This window comes from Pedobacter sp. FW305-3-2-15-E-R2A2 (genome assembly GCF_038446955.1).
In the GTDB taxonomy this organism is placed as follows: domain Bacteria; phylum Bacteroidota; class Bacteroidia; order Sphingobacteriales; family Sphingobacteriaceae; genus Pedobacter.
Genome location: NZ_CP151803.1, coordinates 6483808 through 6503285 on the forward strand (window position 1 = coordinate 6483808; position 19478 = coordinate 6503285).

The following is a 19478-nucleotide window of genomic DNA, read 5'->3' on the forward strand; positions in this document are numbered from 1 at the left end:
GGGCCATTCAAAACCATCCCCGAAACACTACCTCATACCTGAGACCTATGGAAAAGATTAATATCTTAATTGTTGATGACAGACCTGAAAATATCATTGCCCTTGAGGCATTGCTTCAGCGTGATGACATCAATATTATTACCACCACTAATCCCAATGAAGCGTTAAGAATATCCTGGGAAATGGATATCGCCATCGCTCTGGTGGATGTTCAAATGCCGGAGATGGATGGGTTTGAGCTGGTAGAAATTTTAAAAAGTAACCCCAGAACCAAAGGGATCCTCATCATATTTGTGACCGCTATTTCCAAAGAAACAAAATATGCCGTAAAGGGGTTAAATACCGGGGCAGTAGATTACCTGTACAAGCCACTTGACCCATATGTCACCTCTGCTAAAGTAGATTCTTTTATCCAGCTGGTGAGAAATGAAAGAGAGATCAAAAAGAAAAACCATGAACTGGAAGCATACCAGAAAGAGCTGATCAAGGCGAAGGAACAGGCGGAACAGGGGAAAAGGATTAAGGAGAATTTCCTGGCCAATATGAGCCATGAAATCCGTACCCCGATCAATGGCATTATCGGCCTGGCCAACCTCCTGGGAAGAACGAATTTAACACCGGAACAGAAAGAGATGATCAACCTTTTAGAGATCTCCTCAGACTCTCTGCTCGGGGTCATCAACGACATTCTGGACCTTTCAAAGATTGAATCCGGGAAGTTTAAAATTAACCGCTCAGAGACTGATATTGTAAAAATCTGTAATTCGGTAGTGAACCTGCTGCGCATCCGTGCCATAGAAAAGGAGCTTGACCTGATCACGGAGTTTGATGCGGAATTGCCAAAGCTGGTCCTGGCAGATTCCCTTCGCCTGAACCAAATTCTGATGAACCTGATTGGAAATGCCATTAAGTTTACCATTCAGGGGAGTGTCACTTTGAAAACGGAAATTCTCGATAGAAAAGGAAACAACCTGCAGATCAAATTTTCAGTGATAGATACCGGCATCGGCATTGCCAAAAACAATATTGATAAGATCTTTGAAACCTTTGAACAGGCGGATGAACAAACAACCGTAAAGTTTGGGGGCACGGGGTTAGGCCTGTCTATCGTTAGAAACCTCGCAAAGTTAAAAGGTGGGGTTCTGGAAGTGATCAGTGAAGAAGGTGTAGGCAGCACCTTCTGTTTCACCAATTGGTATGAAGTGTTAAAAGATACAGTAGTCGTTAAAAAAATGAACAAACCTCATTTAGGCCCTTTTAAAGGATTAAGGGTTCTTGTTGCAGAAGACAATCCCATCAACAAATTTCTGATTGTAAAAATACTAAAGGACTGGGAAGTGAACCCGGATGTGGTAGAAAATGGTAAGGATGCGCTGGATAAACTCAGAGATGCAGACTATGACCTCATCCTGATGGACACTTTTATGCCCGTTATGAACGGACTTGATGCCATTAAACTCATCCGTGAAGGATTTATTAAAGGCAAGGAAAGCATTCCGATCATCACCTTCTCTGCGGCTGTTTTAGAAACAGATAAGCAGACGGCCATCGATGCCGGTGCAAATGATGTGGTCAGTAAACCTTTCGAATTAGAGGTCCTTCACGAGAAAATAACAAAGTATTCCGGGATAGAAGATACTACTTATTAAAAGCAGTCATGGTAAGCGCCGGACCTATGGTCACAAAACTTTTGATCAGGTCCACGCTTTTATCAATCAATGCCGGAAGCTCCGGGAGTTCATCTTTGTCGAAAGGGCCCAGCACATAATCCGCTTGTCTGCCTTTGGCAAAGTTATCACTGATTCCGAAACGCAAACGTGGATAACCTTGTCCGCCACAAAGACCTTCAATACTTTTCAGCCCGTTATGTCCTGCACTGCTGCCCTGCATTTTTAGCCTCAGTTTACCCAATGGCAAAGCCAGGTCATCTACGATCACCAATACGTTCTCCAATGGGATTCTCAGCTCCTGCATATAATAGTTGACTGATTTACCGCTCAGATTCATATAGGTGGTTGGCTTGATCACATGTAGTTTTTTCCCTTTAAAAGACACCTCCGCATAATAAGCCAGGCGGACGTTCGAAAATGATCCTCCCAGGTCTTTCACCAACTCATCAGCGATATTAAAACCGATATTGTGTCGCGTATCCATATATTCAGGACCGATATTCCCTAAACCAACGATTAAGTATTTCATGTGCTGCAAATATAATAGTTTAGATGAGAACAAGCATTTACCATAAATCTATTCCACAAAAAAAGCAGCACCGTTGCCGATGCTGCTTTTTTGAATGAGCTGAAAGAAATTATTTCTTGTTAGCTTCGTTTTCTGCTTGTTTTAAAGCTCTTGACATTCCTACAGATACGATCGTATCTTCTGGAGTGTTTGTGATCACGTAGTCAGCTTTTGCAAGGTCACGTACGCGGAACAAGTTTCCAACTTCTAATTTAGCAATGCTCACTTCAACTGTTTGAGGCATATCTTTAGGGAATGCTTTAACACGAAGTTTACGTAATTTCTGTACTAATTTACCACCCATTTTAACACCTGGAGAAGTACCGGTTAATTTAACAGGGATTTCCATTAAGATCTCTTTGTCATCAAATAACTGAAGAAAATCTACGTGTAATAATAGGTCTGTAAGCGGGTGAAATTGTAATTCTTTAATGATAGCTTTAGTTTTAGTACCATTAATGTCAATTTCAACAAAGTTTGCTTCAGGAGTATAAATAGCATCCTTTAATTCAGTTGTAATTACAGCAAAATGTTTTTGCTCTTTACCACCATACAATACTGCAGGAACTTTACCTTCATAGCGAAGCTCTTTAGCATCGCGTTTCCCTACGTTCTCTCTTGGAGAACCGCTAATTGCGATTGTTTTCATTTTTTATTGATTATATATGTTGTATTAAAATATTAAACTTTAAAAAGGTCACTGATAGAACCGTGTTCATTTACATTGGCAATTGCTTTTGCAAATAATTCAGCGGTACTCAATACCCTTATTTTATCACTCTGACGTTTCAGCGGGATGGTATCTGTAACGATCAGTTCTGCCAACATGGAGTTCTCAATCGTTTCATAAGCGTTCCCCGACAGCACCGCGTGTGTACAAACTGCTCTCACACTTTTCGCTCCTTTTTCCATGATCAGCGCTGCTGCTTTAGACAAAGTTCCTGCGGTGTCGCAAATGTCGTCAATTAAAACGATATCCTGACCAACTACATCTCCAATGATAGACATCGATTCGATTTCATTGGCACGTTTACGTCTCTTATCACAAATCACCACCTCTGCATTGAAGAACTTTGCAAACGTACGTGCCCTGTAAGAACCGCCCATATCCGGAGAAGCAATGGTTAAATTCTCCAGGCCTAAGCTTTTGATATAAGGAACGAAGATCACTGAACCATCTAAGTGGTCTACAGGGATATCGAAGAAACCTTGTATCTGAGCAGCGTGAAGGTCCATTGTCATGATCCTGTGGATACCTGCAGACTTTAATAAGTTCGCTACCAATTTTGCTCCGATAGCCACACGTGGTTTATCTTTCCTGTCTTGTCTGGCCAGACCATAATAAGGAACAACAGCAGTAATGTAATGAGCAGATGCACGTTTTGCGGCATCAATCATTAACAAAAGCTCCATTAAGTTGTCGTTAGGCTGGTAAGTAGAATTGATTAGGAAGACATCACAACCGCGTACTGTTTCATCGTAAGAAGGTTGAAATTCACCGTCACTAAACCGGTTTAAAGTGACGTTGCCTAGAGGCTTGCCGTAGCTTTCGGCAATTTTGATTGCTAATTCTTTTGTACCGGTTCCGGCAAAAAGCTTAACTGGGTTAAACTGCAATGGCATGATTGAAGGTGTATCAATGCTGGTTAAAAAAAATCGGATTGTGAGTAAAACCACAATCCGAATATGTTTTGTTGCCCGACCAGGATTCGAACCTAGACAAACGGTACCAAAAACCGTTGTACTACCTTTATACTATCGGGCAATCTTTCCTTTTTAAAGCGTGATAGGCTTGCTTTGTAAGGGAATGCAAATGTACGCACATTTTTGATTTTTGCAAGGGCTCGCACAAAAAAAATTAAAATAATTTAAGCCCTCCGCTTTGCAGGGCAAATAAATTATTTAAAATCAGGAAGTTGTAGATGATCTTTTTTTTAAACTTTTTTAAAAAAAAATTGAAGAAGAGAATTCATGTCTTCAAAAAGACCGCGTTCTCCAGGTAAGTTTTCTAAAAATAATCGGCCCTGCTTATGGTAACATATAAGTGATACTGTAATAAGGCGCCCCTAATCCTTCGTTAAATTTGTTAAACTCCCCATTACTTTGTGCGTTTATCAATCTTATTCTTTATTTTCGGCTGCATTTTATTCGCTCGACTTTAATAACTATTCAATACAAAAAATGAATTATTCAAAAATCAACAACCTTACCGGCTGGATTTGTTTTCTGATAGCTACAGTAACCTATGTCCTGACATTAGAACCCTCAGTGAGTTTCTGGGATTGCGGTGAGTTTATCGCCTCTGCCTTAAAAATGCAGGTAGTCCATCAACCAGGTGCCCCTTTGTTCCTGATGATCCAGCGGTTCTTTTCACTCTTCGCTTTTGGTGATGTCACTAAAGTAGCTTATTTCATGAACGTAGGTTCTGCGGTTGCCAGTGGCGCAACGATCTTATTCTTATTCTGGACCATTACCGCATTGGCGAAAAAAGTCCTGGTAAAAGAGAACGAAGAAGTCAGCAAATCTAACCTGATCTCTATCATGGGTGCAGGTATCGTAGGTGCGCTTGCTTACACCTTCTCCGACAGTTTCTGGTTTTCTGCTGTAGAGTCTGAAGTATATGCACTTTCTTCCTTATTCACCGCTATTGTATTCTGGGGAATCTTGAAATGGGAAGCCAATGCCAATGAACCCCGTGCAGACAGGTGGTTGTTGTTTATCGCTTATATCATGGGTTTATCCATCGGGATTCACTTATTGAACTTATTGACCATTCCGGCAATTGCCTTTGTATATTATTTCAAGAAAACAAAAAATCCAACTACTGCAGGAACCATTAAAGCAGGAATTGTAGGGATTCTGATTCTTGCGGTGATCCAGTATGGAATCATACAATACCTGGTTTCATTTGGTGCATATTTCGACTTGTTCTTTGTCAACACCTTAGGAATGGGCTTTGGCACCGGGGTAATTTTCTTTGCCATCCTATTGATCGCAGGTCTTACCTGGGGAATCAGATATTCCATTAAACACGAGAAAAAGATCCTTAACCTGGCCTTATTGTCTACGGTATTGATCATTTTTGGTTATGGCTCATTTGCGATGATCATTATCCGTGCAAAAGCAAACCCGAACCTGAACAACAGTTCTCCTGACAATGCCTTCTCTTTCTTAGGATACCTGAACAGGGAGCAATATGGCGACAGGCCTTTATTATTCGGTCCTAACTATAATTCTCAGGGTGTAAATGTAATAGAAGGAAAAACACTTTATAGAAAAGGTGCTGAAAAATATGAAGTAGCCGGTAAAAAGACCGAATACGAATATGACAGAACAACTCCTTTCCCTCGTATGTATAGCGAAGACCCAGGTCACGTAGCGTACTATAAAGACATGATGGGCTTTAGTGACGACCACTTCCCAAGCCTGATCGACAATATCGGATTCCTGATGTCTTACCAGGTTGGACAGATGTACATGAGGTACTTTATGTGGAACTTTGTTGGCAGACAGAATGACGACCAGGGACAAGGCAGTATCTATGAAGGCCAATGGCTGAGTGGAATCAAGCCTATCGATGGCATCATGCTTGGAGATCAGAAAAACCTGCCTCCTTCCATCACAGAAAGCAATGCTTACAACAGATTTTTCTTCCTTCCTTTAATTATGGGATTGTTAGGTGCGATATGGCATTTCAAACGCAATCAGAAAGATGCCGGAATTGTTGGCCTTTTATTCTTCTTTACCGGTATTGCCATTGTATTGTACCTGAATCAGAAACCAATGGAACCAAGGGAACGTGATTACGCTTACGCAGGATCATTCTATGCCTTTGCCATCTGGGTCGGATTTGGTGTCCTTGCCCTAAGGGAATGGATCTTTAAAAAGATGACCCCTGCCACCGGAGGAATCCTTGCAACGGTAGCAGGTTTATTCGCTGCGCCGATCATTATGGCTGCTCAGGGATGGGATGACCATGACCGTTCTACGAAAATGGTTGCTCATGATATTGCAGTCGACTACCTGCAGTCCTGCGCTCCGAATGCCATCCTCTTTACTTATGGAGATAATGATACGTATCCCCTATGGTATGCACAGGAAGTGGAAAACATCAGACCAGATATCCGTTTGGTTAACCTGAGCTTATTCGATACCGATTGGTACATCAATGGAATGAAACGCAAACAAAATGAATCTGCGCCACTTCCGATTACCATGAAAGAATCTCAATATGTTCAGGGAGAAAGAGATGTGATGTACTATCAGGATAAAGATATTGCAGGAAATGTAGAGTTAAAAACCATTGTGGAACTCCTTCTTTCTGAAAATAATGAGGATAAAGTTCCATTGAACGACGGAAGAAAAGTAAACTTCATTCCAACAAAGAACTTTAAACTAACGATCAATAAAGCAGATGCCATCAAAAACGGTGCTGCCACGGCAGCGGATTCTGCAAGGATCGCTCCTGCATTGGAATGGACCTTTAATAAAGGTTATGTAACTAAAGGAACGTTGGCGATGTTCGACATCCTGGTACATAACGACTGGAAGAGACCAATTTACTTCGCAAGCACAGTTCCTTCTGATCAGTACAATGGATTAGATAAATATCTGTATAATGAAGGTCTGGCTTTACGTCTGATGCCTTTCAAACCGGATACTGCAGCCGCTAAAAATGAGCAGCTTAATATTGCACCACTATACAACAATGTGATGAACAAGTTTGTATGGGGGAATGTTAAAAATGCAAAATACCTGGATACACAATCAGCTGATGACATTTCGATCTTCACGAATGTATTCAACAATACCGTTTCAGGATTGCTTAAAGAAGGTAAAACAGAAGATGCTAAAAAGGTAGTGAATCGTTATTTCGAAGTGATGCCGGAGAAATTCTATGGCATGCGTTCTATGATGGGTGCTTATTTTATGGCAGAAAATCTATATCTGCTGAATGATCAGAAAAGAGCAAATACACTGATTGAAAGATCAGCCACCTATATTGAAAAAGAACTGACTTACCTTGCCGATGTTTCTCAAAGCAAGAAGAAGTTTGTAGGCGGACAAAACGTTCAGTTGGGCATGTCCTTCCTGAACCAGATGGCAAGAACTGCTGCTGAATACAAACAAACGAAACTCAGCAAAGACCTGAATGATAAGTTTGCGATGTTAGAAGCGAGATTCTCTGCTTTCTTTCCACCGCAACAATAAGATTTAAAATCCATAAAAAAAGGGCATTCCGTATGGGATGCCCTTTTTTTATGCCTGTTTTTTTATTTACGCTATTTAGGATAGGTAAAAGGTACTCCTGATAAGTAACGGCTGATCTTACGATAGGGATAATCTCCAGCTCCTTTAAGGGCCAACTGAACGATAATGGTATGCGTTAAGGGATCGACATATAAACGTTGTCCACGCATCCCTTCTGCGGCAAAATCACCATTGATCCCTTCCTGGGGAAGCCACCACAAATAGTTTTGCCGCGTCTTCTGCCAGCCTTTTACAGGAACAGCAGGATCAGCATTTGCATGAACAGAATGGGTAACCCATTCTTCAGGAACCACCTGATGCCCGTTGTAATTACCTTTGTTCAGGTACAACCTTCCAATTTTAGCCAGATCTATGGCGGTTGCCTGAAACCTGCTCGCGGTATTCGCCAATCCATTAATATGATCCAGTCCCCAGCTTGCCGGATGTGCAGCTCCTATTTTTTTCCAGATGTTATCCTGGAAATAGCTGGCAGTATTTTTCCCCGTCGCCTGTTCCAATGCCCAGCTGAGCAACAGTACATCTACACTTTTATATTTCCAGACCTTTCCCGGAGGATGATCAGCCCTAAGCTTCGATAGCTCTTTTTTAAGGTCTTCCGTATAATAGTATTTGGCTTCATCCGATAAAAATGCCGCAACCAATCCACCTTCAAGACCGCTGAACTCCAGGCCTGATTTCATCTCCATCAGGTTCCTTAAAGTGATCCGCTCAAATGCCGGGTTCTTTTTTAATTCAGGAACATAGACCAACAGGCGGTCGTCCAGGCTTTTAATCTTTCCTTCTTCAATTGCCTGTCCCAGCATCATAGAAACCATCGACTTAGCTACTGAAAAAAGGGTGGTTAAGCTGGTATCACTGTAACCTGGCTTAAACTTTTGATAAATCACTGTATCATTCCTGATCACCATAAAAAGGTTGACCTTTCCCGCTTCCAGGTAATCTTTGAAAGGCATACTTTTATTATCCCGGTCAAAGACCATGATCGTATCCAGGTCTTCCCTCATCCGTTCCGCTTTTACGAAATGAAAAGGAGTATCTGCCGGATTTACCAACGATTGTGGATATATCTTATAGGTTTCTGCAGCAGGGGTCTGGTAGCGTAAAACGCGAATCAGCTCCGGCCGCCGGATGAAGAGCATACAAAGGACCAATACAAAAAGGGAGAGCAACAAGGCAAGGCCATATCCGATTTTCTTTATCATAGGCTTTTATGGAAAAATATTAAAAAAAGAAAAGGCCGCAGTGTGAGTTGCAGCCTTTTCCTTTGATTTCTTTATAATGATTTATTCGTTTACCACGCCCATTGCGCAGAATTTATCAATTCTTTGGGTGATCATGACATCCGTTTTTAATTTTTTAAGTACTGCCAGGTCTTTTAAGATCTGTTCTTTTACTGTTTCCCCCATTGCCTCCGGATTCTGGTGTGCACCTCCCAGTGGCTCTTTAATGATGCCATCAATCAATTGATTTTTGTACATATCATCGGAAGTCAGTTTCAGACACTCTGCGGCTCTTTCTTTATAATCCCAGCTGCGCCATAAAATAGAAGAGCAGGATTCCGGAGAAATTACAGAGTACCAGGTATGCTCCAACATATAGACACGGTCGCCGATTCCGATTCCCAATGCACCGCCGGAAGCGCCTTCACCTACTACAAAACATAGGATCGGTACTTTCAGCACAGACATTTCTAACAGGTTACGTGCAATTGCTTCTCCCTGTCCGCGTTCTTCCGCTTCCAGCCCGGGATAAGCACCCATCGTATCAATAAAAGAAATAACTGGTTTATTGAATTTCTCTGCAAGACGCATTAAGCGCAATGCTTTTCTATATCCTTCAGGATTAGCCATTCCGAAATTGCGGTACTGACGCTCTTTCGTGTTTTTACCTTTCTGGTGTCCGATCACCATTACCGTCTGGCCAGCAATACTTGCAAAACCGCCAATAATAGCTTTGTCGTCCTTTACAGTCCTGTCGCCATGCATTTCTATGAAATCATCGCAGATCATGCTGATGTAATCCAGGGTTTGAGGCCTTTCAGGATGACGTGACATCTGAACTTTCTGCCATCCGTTAAGGTGGCTGTAAAGCGTTTGCTGAGTATCAGCCAACTTAGCTTCCAGTTCAGTTAATGTCGCAGACATATCTACTTTGGTTTTATCGGCAACCTGTTTAACCTTTTCAATTTGCTGCGCCAATTCAGCTAAAGGTTTTTCGAAATCAAATGATGTTTTTATCTGTTCCATAAGTGGGCTGTAAAAATAGACATTTTATTTAAAACTTCGCAGGCACCCCGGGTTTAGGTAAAGATTTTAATATAAATTCACGGATATGACGGTTTCCTTTAGAGAGATCTTCCTTCCTTAAATACATCATATGACCGCTTTCATAGCCCTCAAAGCTTAATCTGTCTTTTAATCTGCCTCCCGGATCTAATTGCCACATGCTATATTTTGCGTTAAAATAATCGCATGCGCCATCAAAATATCCCGACTGCACCATGACATTCAGATATGGATTTTGTGCCATTGCCTGTCGTAGGTTCTCTCCGGTCCTGTCATTACTATTGTCCCATGGCCTTACCGAACCGAACATATTGTACTTCAGGTCAGTTTTATAATTCAGCTCATTTCTAAGGTACATATTGATGGCAGGGGTGAAAGAGTGCAACCAGGAAGTCAGTTCGGCATTGTAATCAGGGCGTTCTCCCCCATCACTTTTATCGATCCCTTTATACCTGGAATCTAATCTGCCAACGGTAAAACCTTTATCCCGCAGCAGCTCTTTCCAGAAAAAGTTCGTAGAAACATCGAGGTTATACTGTAAGATCACCTTTTCCGAAATTCCAGAATAGCGCGCCATCTTTGCCGCAATTTCTTTCTTTTTTTGTTCCGTCAGGAAATTACCCCTCGCCATTGCCGGCAACAGCTCATTGATGGTAAATTCTTCCACTTCCGGTAAAAATGCTTCCAGTTTTTTCGACTGTAAATCTGCAGGAAGGGCCTTGTGGTACCAGGCCGTAGCCGCATAATACGGCCAGCGTAAAGCTGCTTCTACAGGTCCGCTGCGTTCGATTCCCAGTTCTGTAGGAGAGACCAGAATCACGCCGTTTAAATACATCCATTGCGAATTCTGAAGCTCCAGGGCCAGTCCCGAAACGCGGGTAGTTCCATAGCTCTCCCCGATCAGGAATTTAGGAGATGCCCATCGGTTGCTCCTGGTCACAAAAGTATTGATCCATTCTGCGAGGTATTTGATATCGGCATTGACGCCAAAAAACTTAGCGCCCGGAACATCTTTATTTGTTGGTCGCGAGTAACCTGTATTAACCGGGTCGATATAAATGATATCTGCAACATCAAGGATGGAATTCGGATTTTCTTTATACCCATAAGGTTGTACCGGATATCCTTCATCGTCTATTTTTAAGACTACTGGTCCGGTATAAGCGATGTGCATCCATACGGAAGCAGAACCCGGGCCTCCGTTAAAGGAGATCACCAATGGCCTGCTGTCCCGGTTTTGAACATCGGAACGTTCATAATAAGTGTAAAACAGACCTGCAATTGCTTTTCCCTCTTCATCCCATACCGGAAGGGTTCCGGCAGTTGCTTTATAGGCAATGCGCTGTCCGTTGATGGTGGCCTGATGTTGGGTAACGACTGAACTTTCAGGAACGATGGTTCTCGAAGGGCTTACCGGTTCGGTCTTTGCAGCTGTTTCAGCTTTAGCTGAAGGCGCTTTTTGTGCATATGATATGCTAAAACAGCATACACAAGCCAATGCAAGGGTCAATACTTTTGTTCTCATTAGTGGTTTAGGTTGGTTTATGAATATAAATATCAAACTAAACCCAATCAATGCATCCTATGCTTTAAAATTGTTACTCTTTTTATCTGAGATACAAGGGCTTCCTGCTATAGATATGGTATTCACCGGGGCTCAGTGTTTTGGTATAGGTATTTCCGCTGAGGCTCATCGTGTTTCCTCCCGGCCATTCCAGCCATTGTCCGGATTGCCCGAAGTCAACGCTAAGTATTTGTTCCTTTACATCAAAATTACCAAGCACCACCACCGTATTGTCCGTATTCGTTAACTTCAGGTATTTAGCAGGCCCGCTAAGATTATATGTTGGAATACCCGTTTTGAAAATGGAATTGTTCGTTTTATAATTGATCAGATTGGCATAGGTTGTCTTCAATGAGAAACGTGCCGCCTGTCCGAGATAGTCCCAGTGGATTGGTTTTTCTCCTGTTCTTCCGTTTTGTTCTATTGAGACCTCATAGCCCAATTCCCCAAACTGCCACAACATCTTCGGCCCCGGAACAGAAAAGAAAAATGCTGCTGCCATCTCCTGACGCTTCAATGCGGTAGCCAGGTTTTTCACACTATAACTTCCCGAAGCATTGCCATAAGCCAGGTTTTTAAACATGAGCCGTTCTTCATCATGGCTCTCCATATAGCTGACCAGATTTTCCGATCTGCTAAAACCATGCGTTCCGGAGAAAGCGCGGGAGAAATCAGAGTTTTCCTGATAACCCATCGTTGCCTGGTTAAAACTTGTATTGACATTGTTCCAGAACATCATCCCTTGCTCAGAAAGTTCTTTTTCTTCTGCATCTGCAGCAAAATGTTCCAGAATGACGTAGAAGTTATCCGGGTTATTGGTTTTGATAAATGAATTATAGTCTTTCCAGATCGCTACCCTATCTGGATCATAAGCGCTCCATGCAGAAACACCTGCATCAGTAGTTCCGGAGTTCTTTTGAGTGAAACCCTTGGAAAGGTCAAATCTAAAGCCGTCTATCTGATAGGTATCCATCCAGAACTTCAGCACATTCCTGACAAAGCTTTTCGTTGCCGGGCTTTCATGGTTAAAGTCGTACCCGACATTAAAAGGATGGGTGGGCGTTGCATTAAACCAGGGACTATTTGTGGCCGGTTTCCCTGAGGCTTCATCAAAATACAATTGTACCATCGGCGACTGCCCAAAGGAATGGTTCAGCACCATATCCATGATCACCGCAATCCCGCGGCCATGGCACTCGTCTATGAATTGTTGTAATGCGACCTTTGTTCCATAATATTTATCAGGAGCAAAATAGAAGGAAGGGTTATATCCCCAACTGGAATTCCCTTCAAATTCATTGACCGGCATCAGTTCAATGGCATTCACATGAAGCTTAGCAAGGTAGTCCAGTGTATCCCTCAGGGTATTGTAATTTGCATTTTTAAGAAAATCGCGAAGGTGGAGTTCGTAGATCACCAAATCGTTCTTTTCCGGTCTTTTAAAGTTTTTGTACTTCCAGGAATAAGCAGTTTGACTGCTCTGCATTACGCTCAGGATGCCCGAAGTCTTTCCCATTGGATAAGGCATGATGGAAGGATAACTCAAAAATGGGATTGCCCCGTCATACTGGGGATCGATCACCTTTTCTGTATAAGGATCGGCAATTCTTAATTTGCCATCTACTAAATATTGATACGCATATTCCTTACCAGGTTGTAAATTATCAATCTGAACCCACCATTTGTTACCATCAGGTGTCCTTTTCATGAAATAAGGAAGACCAGACTGCCAGTCGTTAAAATCGCCAATGGCATAAACATATTGTTTGAAAGGGGCATATAGCGTAAGAATTGCTGATTTTCCACCATTGATAAAGACGACTCCTTCTTTTGCCCCTGCCGGCAATTCAGCCGTCTCCACAGTTCCGTTTAAAAGGAAAGTAAAAGACCGTTCTATGGTGGTCGTACCGTCGGTTCCGCTTAGTTTCAGCTCATGTCTTCCCGCAGCGTTCACTTTGACCTTCCCATTGATCTCTTTTGCATTTGTTGCCGATGCAAAACCAACGCCATCCAGAGAAAGGTTCAATGTAGCCGCTTTAGAGGCTGCGGCACTAATGCTCAGTTCCTCTCCGATCATTTGAATACTGATCACCGGCACGGGATTGAAAGTAGGTTCAAATTCAGGGAGTTTAAATCTTATGCCAAGTTGATTGGCCTCATAAATCGGCAGGTATAAATCACTTTGATCTTTGTTTCGCCCAACAATCTTTCCATCAGCGGTACGGAACAACATCACCAGCTGGAGGATCTTCTCTCCCAACGGAACACCATAAAAACTACGGGGACTTAAACTGATCTGAAATTTTCCGTTTCCAATGGGAGTCATCCTGGCCGCGGGATCCGGGCTGCTGAAAGAAGCACTTTTAACATACTTCCAGTCGGCAGCTCCAGTACTTTTGTTGGTGATGACTCCGGTATAAATGTAGACATCCGCAGAAGTATTTTGTAAAGCAGCATTTCCTTTGGCGGCGTCAAAAGTAAGGGTAAAAGTTTCTTCCGCCGTCGGGAAATCGGTGGAAGTGGTCAGTAAGCCGGTCTGTGGAACGACTATCGGTGGCTCTGTTCCAGGTTCTTTAATTATTGGATCCGACTTCCTGCATGCTGCAGCGAATACCATAAAAATCAATAAGAGGCTGTATATTTTTCTCATGGTATTCGTTTCAGCTTTTAGTGTTTTACAATTCTTTTTTATTTCGGATATACAGGACGGAGATGGCTCCGAGGAGCATAAATACCCCAGCCATTACAATGGCATAAATGGCTTTGCCATCGTAGAACTTTTCGACGATCATTCCACCGAAGAAACCATTAACGATTTGTGGCATCGTGATAAAGAAATTAAAAATCCCCATATAGACGCCCATTTTACGTGCAGGGATTGAGCTCGATAAGATGGCATAAGGCATAGACAGGATACTTCCCCAGGCCAGGCCAATTCCAATCATAGAGAAGATCAGGTATTGTGGATTACTGATGAAATAAATAGACAGCAAACCGATCCCTCCTGCCGTTAAAGAGAAAGCATGTGCGATCTTCTTGCTGGTTATTTTGGCAATGGAGGGTAATAATAAAGCGTAGATGGCAGACACGCCATTGTAAATTCCAAAAAGGATTCCCACCCAGTTTCCTGCATCTGCAAATTTCACAGAAGAGGTATCACCGGGAGCTACTTTATAAATATGTTGTGCAATTGCCGGAGTCGTAAAGACCCACATTGAGAATAAGGCGAACCAGGAGAAAAACTGTACCAGTCCCAATTGTTTCATCGTTAGCGGCATTTTGGAGAAATCTGTAAAAATAGACATGATCCCTTTATTTTCCCCTTCAGAAGACTCACCATGGTAGCGTTCCATCTCTTCCGGCGGATATTCTTTTGTCGTGATGACGGTCCACAAGATGGTGAACACCAATACCGCAGCACCTACATAAAAGGAATAGATCACATTGTTCGGGATGTGTCCTTGCGCGGCCACCTTCGATACACCTAAATACTCAGAAAGAATATAAGGCAGCCAGGAACCGGCAATCGCTCCGGCACCAATCAGAAAGGTCTGCACGGAAAAGCCAAAACTCCTTTGCTCCTCGGGAAGCTTATCTCCCACCAGTGCGCGAAAAGGTTCCATTGCCACGTTAATAGAAGCATCCATGATCATCAGCATTCCTGCACCAATGATGATTGGCGGTAAAAGACTAGCCATCACGGCCGAATTGGGCATGAGGATTAAAGCAAGGGCCGTTAATACCGCGCCGATCAGAAAGTAAGGTCTTCTCCTTCCGAACCTGTTCCAGGTCCGGTCACTGTAATAACCAATAATCGGTTGAACGATCATCCCTGTGAGCGGTGCTGCCAGCCAAAACAGAGAAAGATGTTCTACATCCGCTCCGTAGGTTTGCAGGATCCTGGAGGCATTTCCATTCTGTAAGGCAAATCCAAACTGAATCCCGAAGAATCCCGCGCTCAGGTTAAATATTTGTAACGATGATAGTCTTGGTTTACTTACAGCAATTTTCTTTTCCATCGGGCAATTTTTTTAAAATTCTATGATTTGTGCCGTTCCCGGCAAGACCTTTAAAGATATAGATAGATTGGTATGGGCATTCACCGTTCCTGTTAATAAATCAACGGCCTGAGTAATGTTACGTCCCTTCAGCAGGTTTTCGGGAACATTGAGCTCCTGGATGACCGATTGATTCCGGTCAAAATTGGCGACAACCAGCAGGCGTTGATTGCCGGAATAACGGATAAACGCATAGGCCCTTTCTGTTTGCAGTGGAACCTCCAGGATATCGCCTTTCAGCACGGCTTCCGCAGTACCTGAAACTTTCATCAGTTGCTGATAGAAAGCCCTTAGTTTTTGTTGTTCCGGATTTAGAAGTCCACCGTCAAAAGCCCCTTTGTTCATCCATTTCTGATGTTCTGGAACACCCCAGTAATCAAAGATGGTCGTTCTGTTATCCTCGCCACCAAAACCTTCAACTCCTTTGCCGGGTTCTCCAACTTCCTGTCCGAAATAAAGCATCACCGGACCGGCAGATAACGTCGCCGAAACCACCATCGCCGGAATGGCATAAGCTGCATTTCCCGCGAAACCTGCAGAAGCAATTCTTTCTTCATCATGGTTTTCCAGAAAGCGAAGCATCTTGTCGCCAAAGCCGGCGCTTTCTACCTGCCACACCTTACTAATGTCTTTAACACTTGCTCCGGGCTCATTCCTGATTAATTTTTTTAAGCCGTCATATAATCCGACTTTATCATATAAGTAATCAAAATGACCCGTGTACAGGTATTCTTTATACACTGCCGGGTTGTAAGCTTCTCCTATAAAGATCAGGTTAGGGTATTGTTTTTTAACCTCTGGAATTACCCATACCCAAAAGGCTACGGGAACCATTTCGGCCATATCACAACGAAATCCATCTACGCCTTTTCCGGCCCAGTAAACCAGGATATCACGCATCTTTGTCCATACTGGAGGAATGGGCTCAAAATATTTCTTTTCTCCATTCCCATAATCGACACCATAGTTCAGTTTTACTGTTTCATACCAATCGCCATTTGAAGGGCTTTGAGAAAACACATTGTTTCCCGTTGCTTTAGCTGGGTTCTCCTCAAACTGACCATCTTTCAACGCCGTTAAGGCGTTTGGCTGACCTTCATTTGCCGGAACGACAAAGGGTTTTCCGGGAACATAATAATAATCATTTGCAGGACTGAAGCTTTTATTTACATCATCACGAAAGCCGAAGTCTTCTACTCCCGCGGGTTTCGCCAGGGAATGGTAATGACGGGCCACATGATTGGGCACAAAATCAATGAGAACTTTAAGCTCCTTTTGATGTGTACGGGAGATCAGGGCTTCAAACTCTGCCATTCGGTTTTTAACATCTACCGCCAGATCAGGATCTACATCATAATAATCTCTGATGGCATAAGGCGAGCCGGCCCGTCCTTTCACCACATCTGCATCATCAGGTTTAATGCCAAAAGCACTGTAATCCGTCAGACTTGCATGGGCAACGACCCCGGTATACCAAACGTGAGTAACGCTCAATTCTTTCAGTCCATCCAAAGCTTTAAAACTGATGTCGTTAAACTTGCCTGTTCCATTCTGTTCGATGGTCCCGTAGGCGATGTTCTTGCTTTGCTGATTGCCGAATAAACGGGGCAGCAACTGATAAATGATGGGTTTGCTTTGTGCCATGCTCATATCGGAAGATCCTATATACATCAATACGATCAAAGTAATATTTCTGAAACTTTTGCTCATGCCAGGGCTCCTTTATAGGAAATCACTTTTTCTCCATGAGGGACAGGATAAGCCTGATTAAAGACCACAATCTGTAATTCCTGATCTGAATTGTTCCGGATGCTGATCTGATCTGCGGTTATGCTCACTTTTAACTGCACTCCTCTAAAGCCAATGCTGAAAGAAAAGGCATTCCAGTTTTTAGGTAAAAACGGTTGAAATACCAATTGTCCGTTACGCACGCGCATTCCAGCAAAACCTTCTACCACGCTCATCCAGGTACCAGCCATAGAAGTAATGTGTAATCCATCTTCTGTATCGTTATTATAATCGTCGAGATCCAGGCGGGCAGTACGCAGGTAAAATTCATAAGCTTTCTCTTCATCATTCAGCTTTGCGGCTAAAATGCTGTGTACACAAGGTGATAATGAACTCTCATGCACCGTTCTGCTTTCATAGAAATTGAAATTCTTACGAAGCGTTTCCAGGTCATATTCCTCTTCAAAGAAGTACATACCCTGTAATACATCCGCTTGTTTGATAAAGCAGGAACGTAAGATCCTATCCCAGCTCCACTTCTGGTTTAGCGGGCGCTCTGCCGCCGGCAAGTCTTTAACTAAAATTTGGTCCTTGTCCAGGAAGCCATCCTGCTGTAGGAAAACTCCAGTTTTCTCATCAAAAGGATAATACATTTGTTCGGCTACTGAAGTCCAGTCCTGAAACTCCTGTGCTTCCTGAAGACCAGTTTTTTGGAGGATCTTCAGGTATTGCTCCGGGGCCTGTTCTTTTACTTTCGCCGCAGCGGCAATCGTATATTTTAAACACCAGGCCGCCAATTTGTTGGTATACCAGTTGTTGTTAATGTTGTTCTCATACTCATTTGGGCCGGTTACACCGAGCATCACAAATTTGTTCTTATCTGCACTCCAGTTCACCCTTTGTTTCCAGAAACGGGCAATGCCGATCAGGACTTCCAGTCCATATTGTGCCAGGTAACTCTCCTCACCGGTATATCTGATATAGTTAAAAATGGCAAAAGCGATGGCTCCGTTTCTATGAATTTCTTCAAAGGTGATTTCCCATTCATTATGGCATTCTTCGCCATTCATAGTCACCATTGGATAAAGGGCAGCCCCATCTTTAAATCCTAGTTTAGCTGCATTTTCTATCGCTTTATCCAGGTGCTTGTAGCGGTAAACCAATAGGTTTTTAGCCACTTCTTCCGGAGCTACAGACAGGTAAAAAGGAATACAATAAGCTTCCGTATCCCAATACGTAGAACCTCCGTATTTTTCGCCGGTAAAGCCTTTAGGTCCGATATTTAAACGGGCATCTTTTCCGGTATAGGTTTGGTTCAGCTGGAAAATATTAAAACGGATGGCCTGTTGAGCTGCAACATCACCTTCAATAATGATGTCGCCTTCCTCCCATTTCTTTGCCCATGCTTCCGCTTGTTCTTTCCACAATTGTGAGAAACCTTTAGCCGATGCCATGTCGATCCTCAGTTTTGCTTCATTTAGCAATTGTTCTTTATCATAATTCTCGGAAGAAAGGTTCGCCACAATTTTATAAAGGTCGATGTGCCCGCCTTGTGTCAGGTTGGAGGTTGCAGTTTGTCCCAGATATTTTTCTTTGCTGACCTGTTTTAATTCCTGCGATGCTCCGTTGTTCAATAGGGTAGTCCGGCTCACCGTACAAACTTCAAAGGCTGTTTTTTTAGTCCGCAATACCAGATAATCGGTATTTTCCTCTTGCTTTTGACTCACCTGGTCCCAGAACTTTTCATCGTAATTGGAATCCTGATTTTTCACATCTCCATCCAGGAAGGAAGTCAGCTGAACAGCTGCGTCAAAATTGATGGCAGAAAGACGGTAATGTAAAGCCCCAACCTCATCATCGGCAATGCTGCAAAAACGAATGGCTTCTACGGCTATGATTTTTCCGCTTTTCAGTTCTGCTCTGAAACTCCGGCTCAATGTTCCTTCTTTCATGTTTAGGATCCGTTTAAATTCGGTTACCTTACAGGTATTCAGGTCTAAGATTTCGTCTCCAATCCGAATATGAATTCCAATCCAGTTGGTGGCATTCAGGACTTTCGCAAAATACTCCGGATAGCCATTTTTCCACCAGCCTACTCTTGTTTTGTCCGGATAATATACGCCGGCTACATAGTTCCCCTGCAAAGTTTCTCCGGAATAGCTTTCTTCAAAATTGGCACGTTGCCCCATGCGGCCATTGCCAATACTAAATAAACTCTCTGATATCTTATTCAAATGAGGATCAAAACCTTCCTCAATAATATTCCACTCGTCTGCTTTTATGTAATTCTTCATCTTATATACTGCTCTGGTATTCCGGGGGTGATTGAACCGG

General features: G+C 42.8%; 12 protein-coding genes and 1 tRNA gene. 2 read left to right on the forward strand and 11 right to left on the reverse strand.

Going from position 1 to position 19478, the window contains the following annotated elements:
• Positions 1-47 precede the first annotated feature (47 nt).
• Positions 48-1649 (forward strand): response regulator, encoded by a 1602-nt coding sequence (locus AAFF35_RS26295; RefSeq protein WP_342329457.1) that lies wholly within the window; start codon positions 48-50, stop codon positions 1647-1649.
• Here AAFF35_RS26295 and pth read toward each other — a convergent pair.
• From pth to AAFF35_RS26315, 4 genes are all read right to left on the reverse strand, one after another.
• On the reverse strand, positions 1639-2199 hold the full coding sequence (gene pth, locus AAFF35_RS26300; RefSeq protein ID WP_342329458.1) for an aminoacyl-tRNA hydrolase: 561 nt from the start codon (positions 2197-2199) through the stop codon (positions 1639-1641). The two genes, AAFF35_RS26295 and pth, sit on opposite strands and share 11 nt — an antisense overlap.
• 109 nt (positions 2200-2308) lie before the next feature.
• The gene (locus tag AAFF35_RS26305) at positions 2309-2887 is read right to left on the reverse strand and encodes a 50S ribosomal protein L25/general stress protein Ctc (protein ID WP_342329459.1); all 579 of its coding nucleotides are present in this window, start codon (positions 2885-2887) and stop codon (positions 2309-2311) included.
• A 32-nt stretch (positions 2888-2919) separates the two neighbouring features.
• Positions 2920-3861, reverse strand: coding sequence for a ribose-phosphate pyrophosphokinase (locus AAFF35_RS26310; protein ID WP_342329460.1), 942 nt, complete (start codon positions 3859-3861; stop codon positions 2920-2922).
• Between the two features lie 71 nt (positions 3862-3932).
• Positions 3933-4003 (reverse strand) — tRNA-Gln (locus AAFF35_RS26315).
• 416 nt (positions 4004-4419) lie between these two features.
• On the opposite strand from AAFF35_RS26315, the gene AAFF35_RS26320 reads away from it, so the two are divergent.
• Entirely contained in the window at positions 4420-7449 is a 3030-nt protein-coding gene (locus AAFF35_RS26320) for a DUF2723 domain-containing protein (RefSeq protein ID WP_342329461.1), read from the forward strand.
• A gap of 71 nt (positions 7450-7520) precedes the next feature.
• Here AAFF35_RS26320 and AAFF35_RS26325 read toward each other — a convergent pair whose 3' ends face one another.
• The 7 genes from AAFF35_RS26325 to AAFF35_RS26355 form a co-directional block, all read right to left on the reverse strand.
• The gene (locus AAFF35_RS26325; protein WP_342329462.1) at positions 7521-8711 is read right to left on the reverse strand and encodes a serine hydrolase; all 1191 of its coding nucleotides are present in this window, start codon (positions 8709-8711) and stop codon (positions 7521-7523) included.
• Positions 8712-8792: 81 nt separating this feature from the next.
• A complete protein-coding gene (locus tag AAFF35_RS26330) occupies positions 8793-9755 on the reverse strand; it encodes an acetyl-CoA carboxylase carboxyltransferase subunit alpha (RefSeq protein ID WP_342329463.1) in 963 nt (320 codons plus the stop codon).
• A 28-nt stretch (positions 9756-9783) separates the two neighbouring features.
• Complete coding sequence (locus tag AAFF35_RS26335; protein ID WP_342329464.1) at positions 9784-11319, reverse strand: carboxypeptidase; 1536 nt, start codon at positions 11317-11319, stop codon at positions 9784-9786.
• 82 nt (positions 11320-11401) lie between these two features.
• Entirely contained in the window at positions 11402-14008 is a 2607-nt protein-coding gene (locus AAFF35_RS26340) for an alpha-amylase family glycosyl hydrolase (protein WP_342329465.1), read from the reverse strand.
• Positions 14009-14033: 25 nt separating this feature from the next.
• Entirely contained in the window at positions 14034-15377 is a 1344-nt protein-coding gene (locus AAFF35_RS26345; protein ID WP_342329466.1) for an MFS transporter, read from the reverse strand.
• Positions 15378-15389: 12 nt separating this feature from the next.
• The gene (locus AAFF35_RS26350) at positions 15390-17126 is read right to left on the reverse strand and encodes an alpha-amylase family glycosyl hydrolase (RefSeq protein WP_342329467.1); all 1737 of its coding nucleotides are present in this window, start codon (positions 17124-17126) and stop codon (positions 15390-15392) included.
• Positions 17123-19438 (reverse strand): glycoside hydrolase family 65 protein, encoded by a 2316-nt coding sequence (locus AAFF35_RS26355; RefSeq protein WP_342329468.1) that lies wholly within the window; start codon positions 19436-19438, stop codon positions 17123-17125. Before AAFF35_RS26355 ends, AAFF35_RS26350 begins: the two co-directional genes overlap by 4 nt.
• Positions 19439-19478: the final 40 nt, after the last annotated feature.

Coding starts and splice junctions, on each gene's coding strand:
- AAFF35_RS26295 (WP_342329457.1), top strand. CDS start 48: ATGGAAAAGATTAATATCTTAATTGTTGATGACAGACCTGAAAATATC.
- pth (WP_342329458.1), bottom strand. CDS start 2,199: ATGAAATACTTAATCGTTGGTTTAGGGAATATCGGTCCTGAATATATG.
- AAFF35_RS26305 (WP_342329459.1), bottom strand. CDS start 2,887: ATGAAAACAATCGCAATTAGCGGTTCTCCAAGAGAGAACGTAGGGAAA.
- AAFF35_RS26310 (WP_342329460.1), bottom strand. CDS start 3,861: ATGCCATTGCAGTTTAACCCAGTTAAGCTTTTTGCCGGAACCGGTACA.
- AAFF35_RS26320 (WP_342329461.1), top strand. CDS start 4,420: ATGAATTATTCAAAAATCAACAACCTTACCGGCTGGATTTGTTTTCTG.
- AAFF35_RS26325 (WP_342329462.1), bottom strand. CDS start 8,711: ATGATAAAGAAAATCGGATATGGCCTTGCCTTGTTGCTCTCCCTTTTT.
- AAFF35_RS26330 (WP_342329463.1), bottom strand. CDS start 9,755: ATGGAACAGATAAAAACATCATTTGATTTCGAAAAACCTTTAGCTGAA.
- AAFF35_RS26335 (WP_342329464.1), bottom strand. CDS start 11,319: ATGAGAACAAAAGTATTGACCCTTGCATTGGCTTGTGTATGCTGTTTT.
- AAFF35_RS26340 (WP_342329465.1), bottom strand. CDS start 14,008: ATGAGAAAAATATACAGCCTCTTATTGATTTTTATGGTATTCGCTGCA.
- AAFF35_RS26345 (WP_342329466.1), bottom strand. CDS start 15,377: ATGGAAAAGAAAATTGCTGTAAGTAAACCAAGACTATCATCGTTACAA.
- AAFF35_RS26350 (WP_342329467.1), bottom strand. CDS start 17,126: ATGAGCAAAAGTTTCAGAAATATTACTTTGATCGTATTGATGTATATA.
- AAFF35_RS26355 (WP_342329468.1), bottom strand. CDS start 19,438: ATGAAGAATTACATAAAAGCAGACGAGTGGAATATTATTGAGGAAGGT.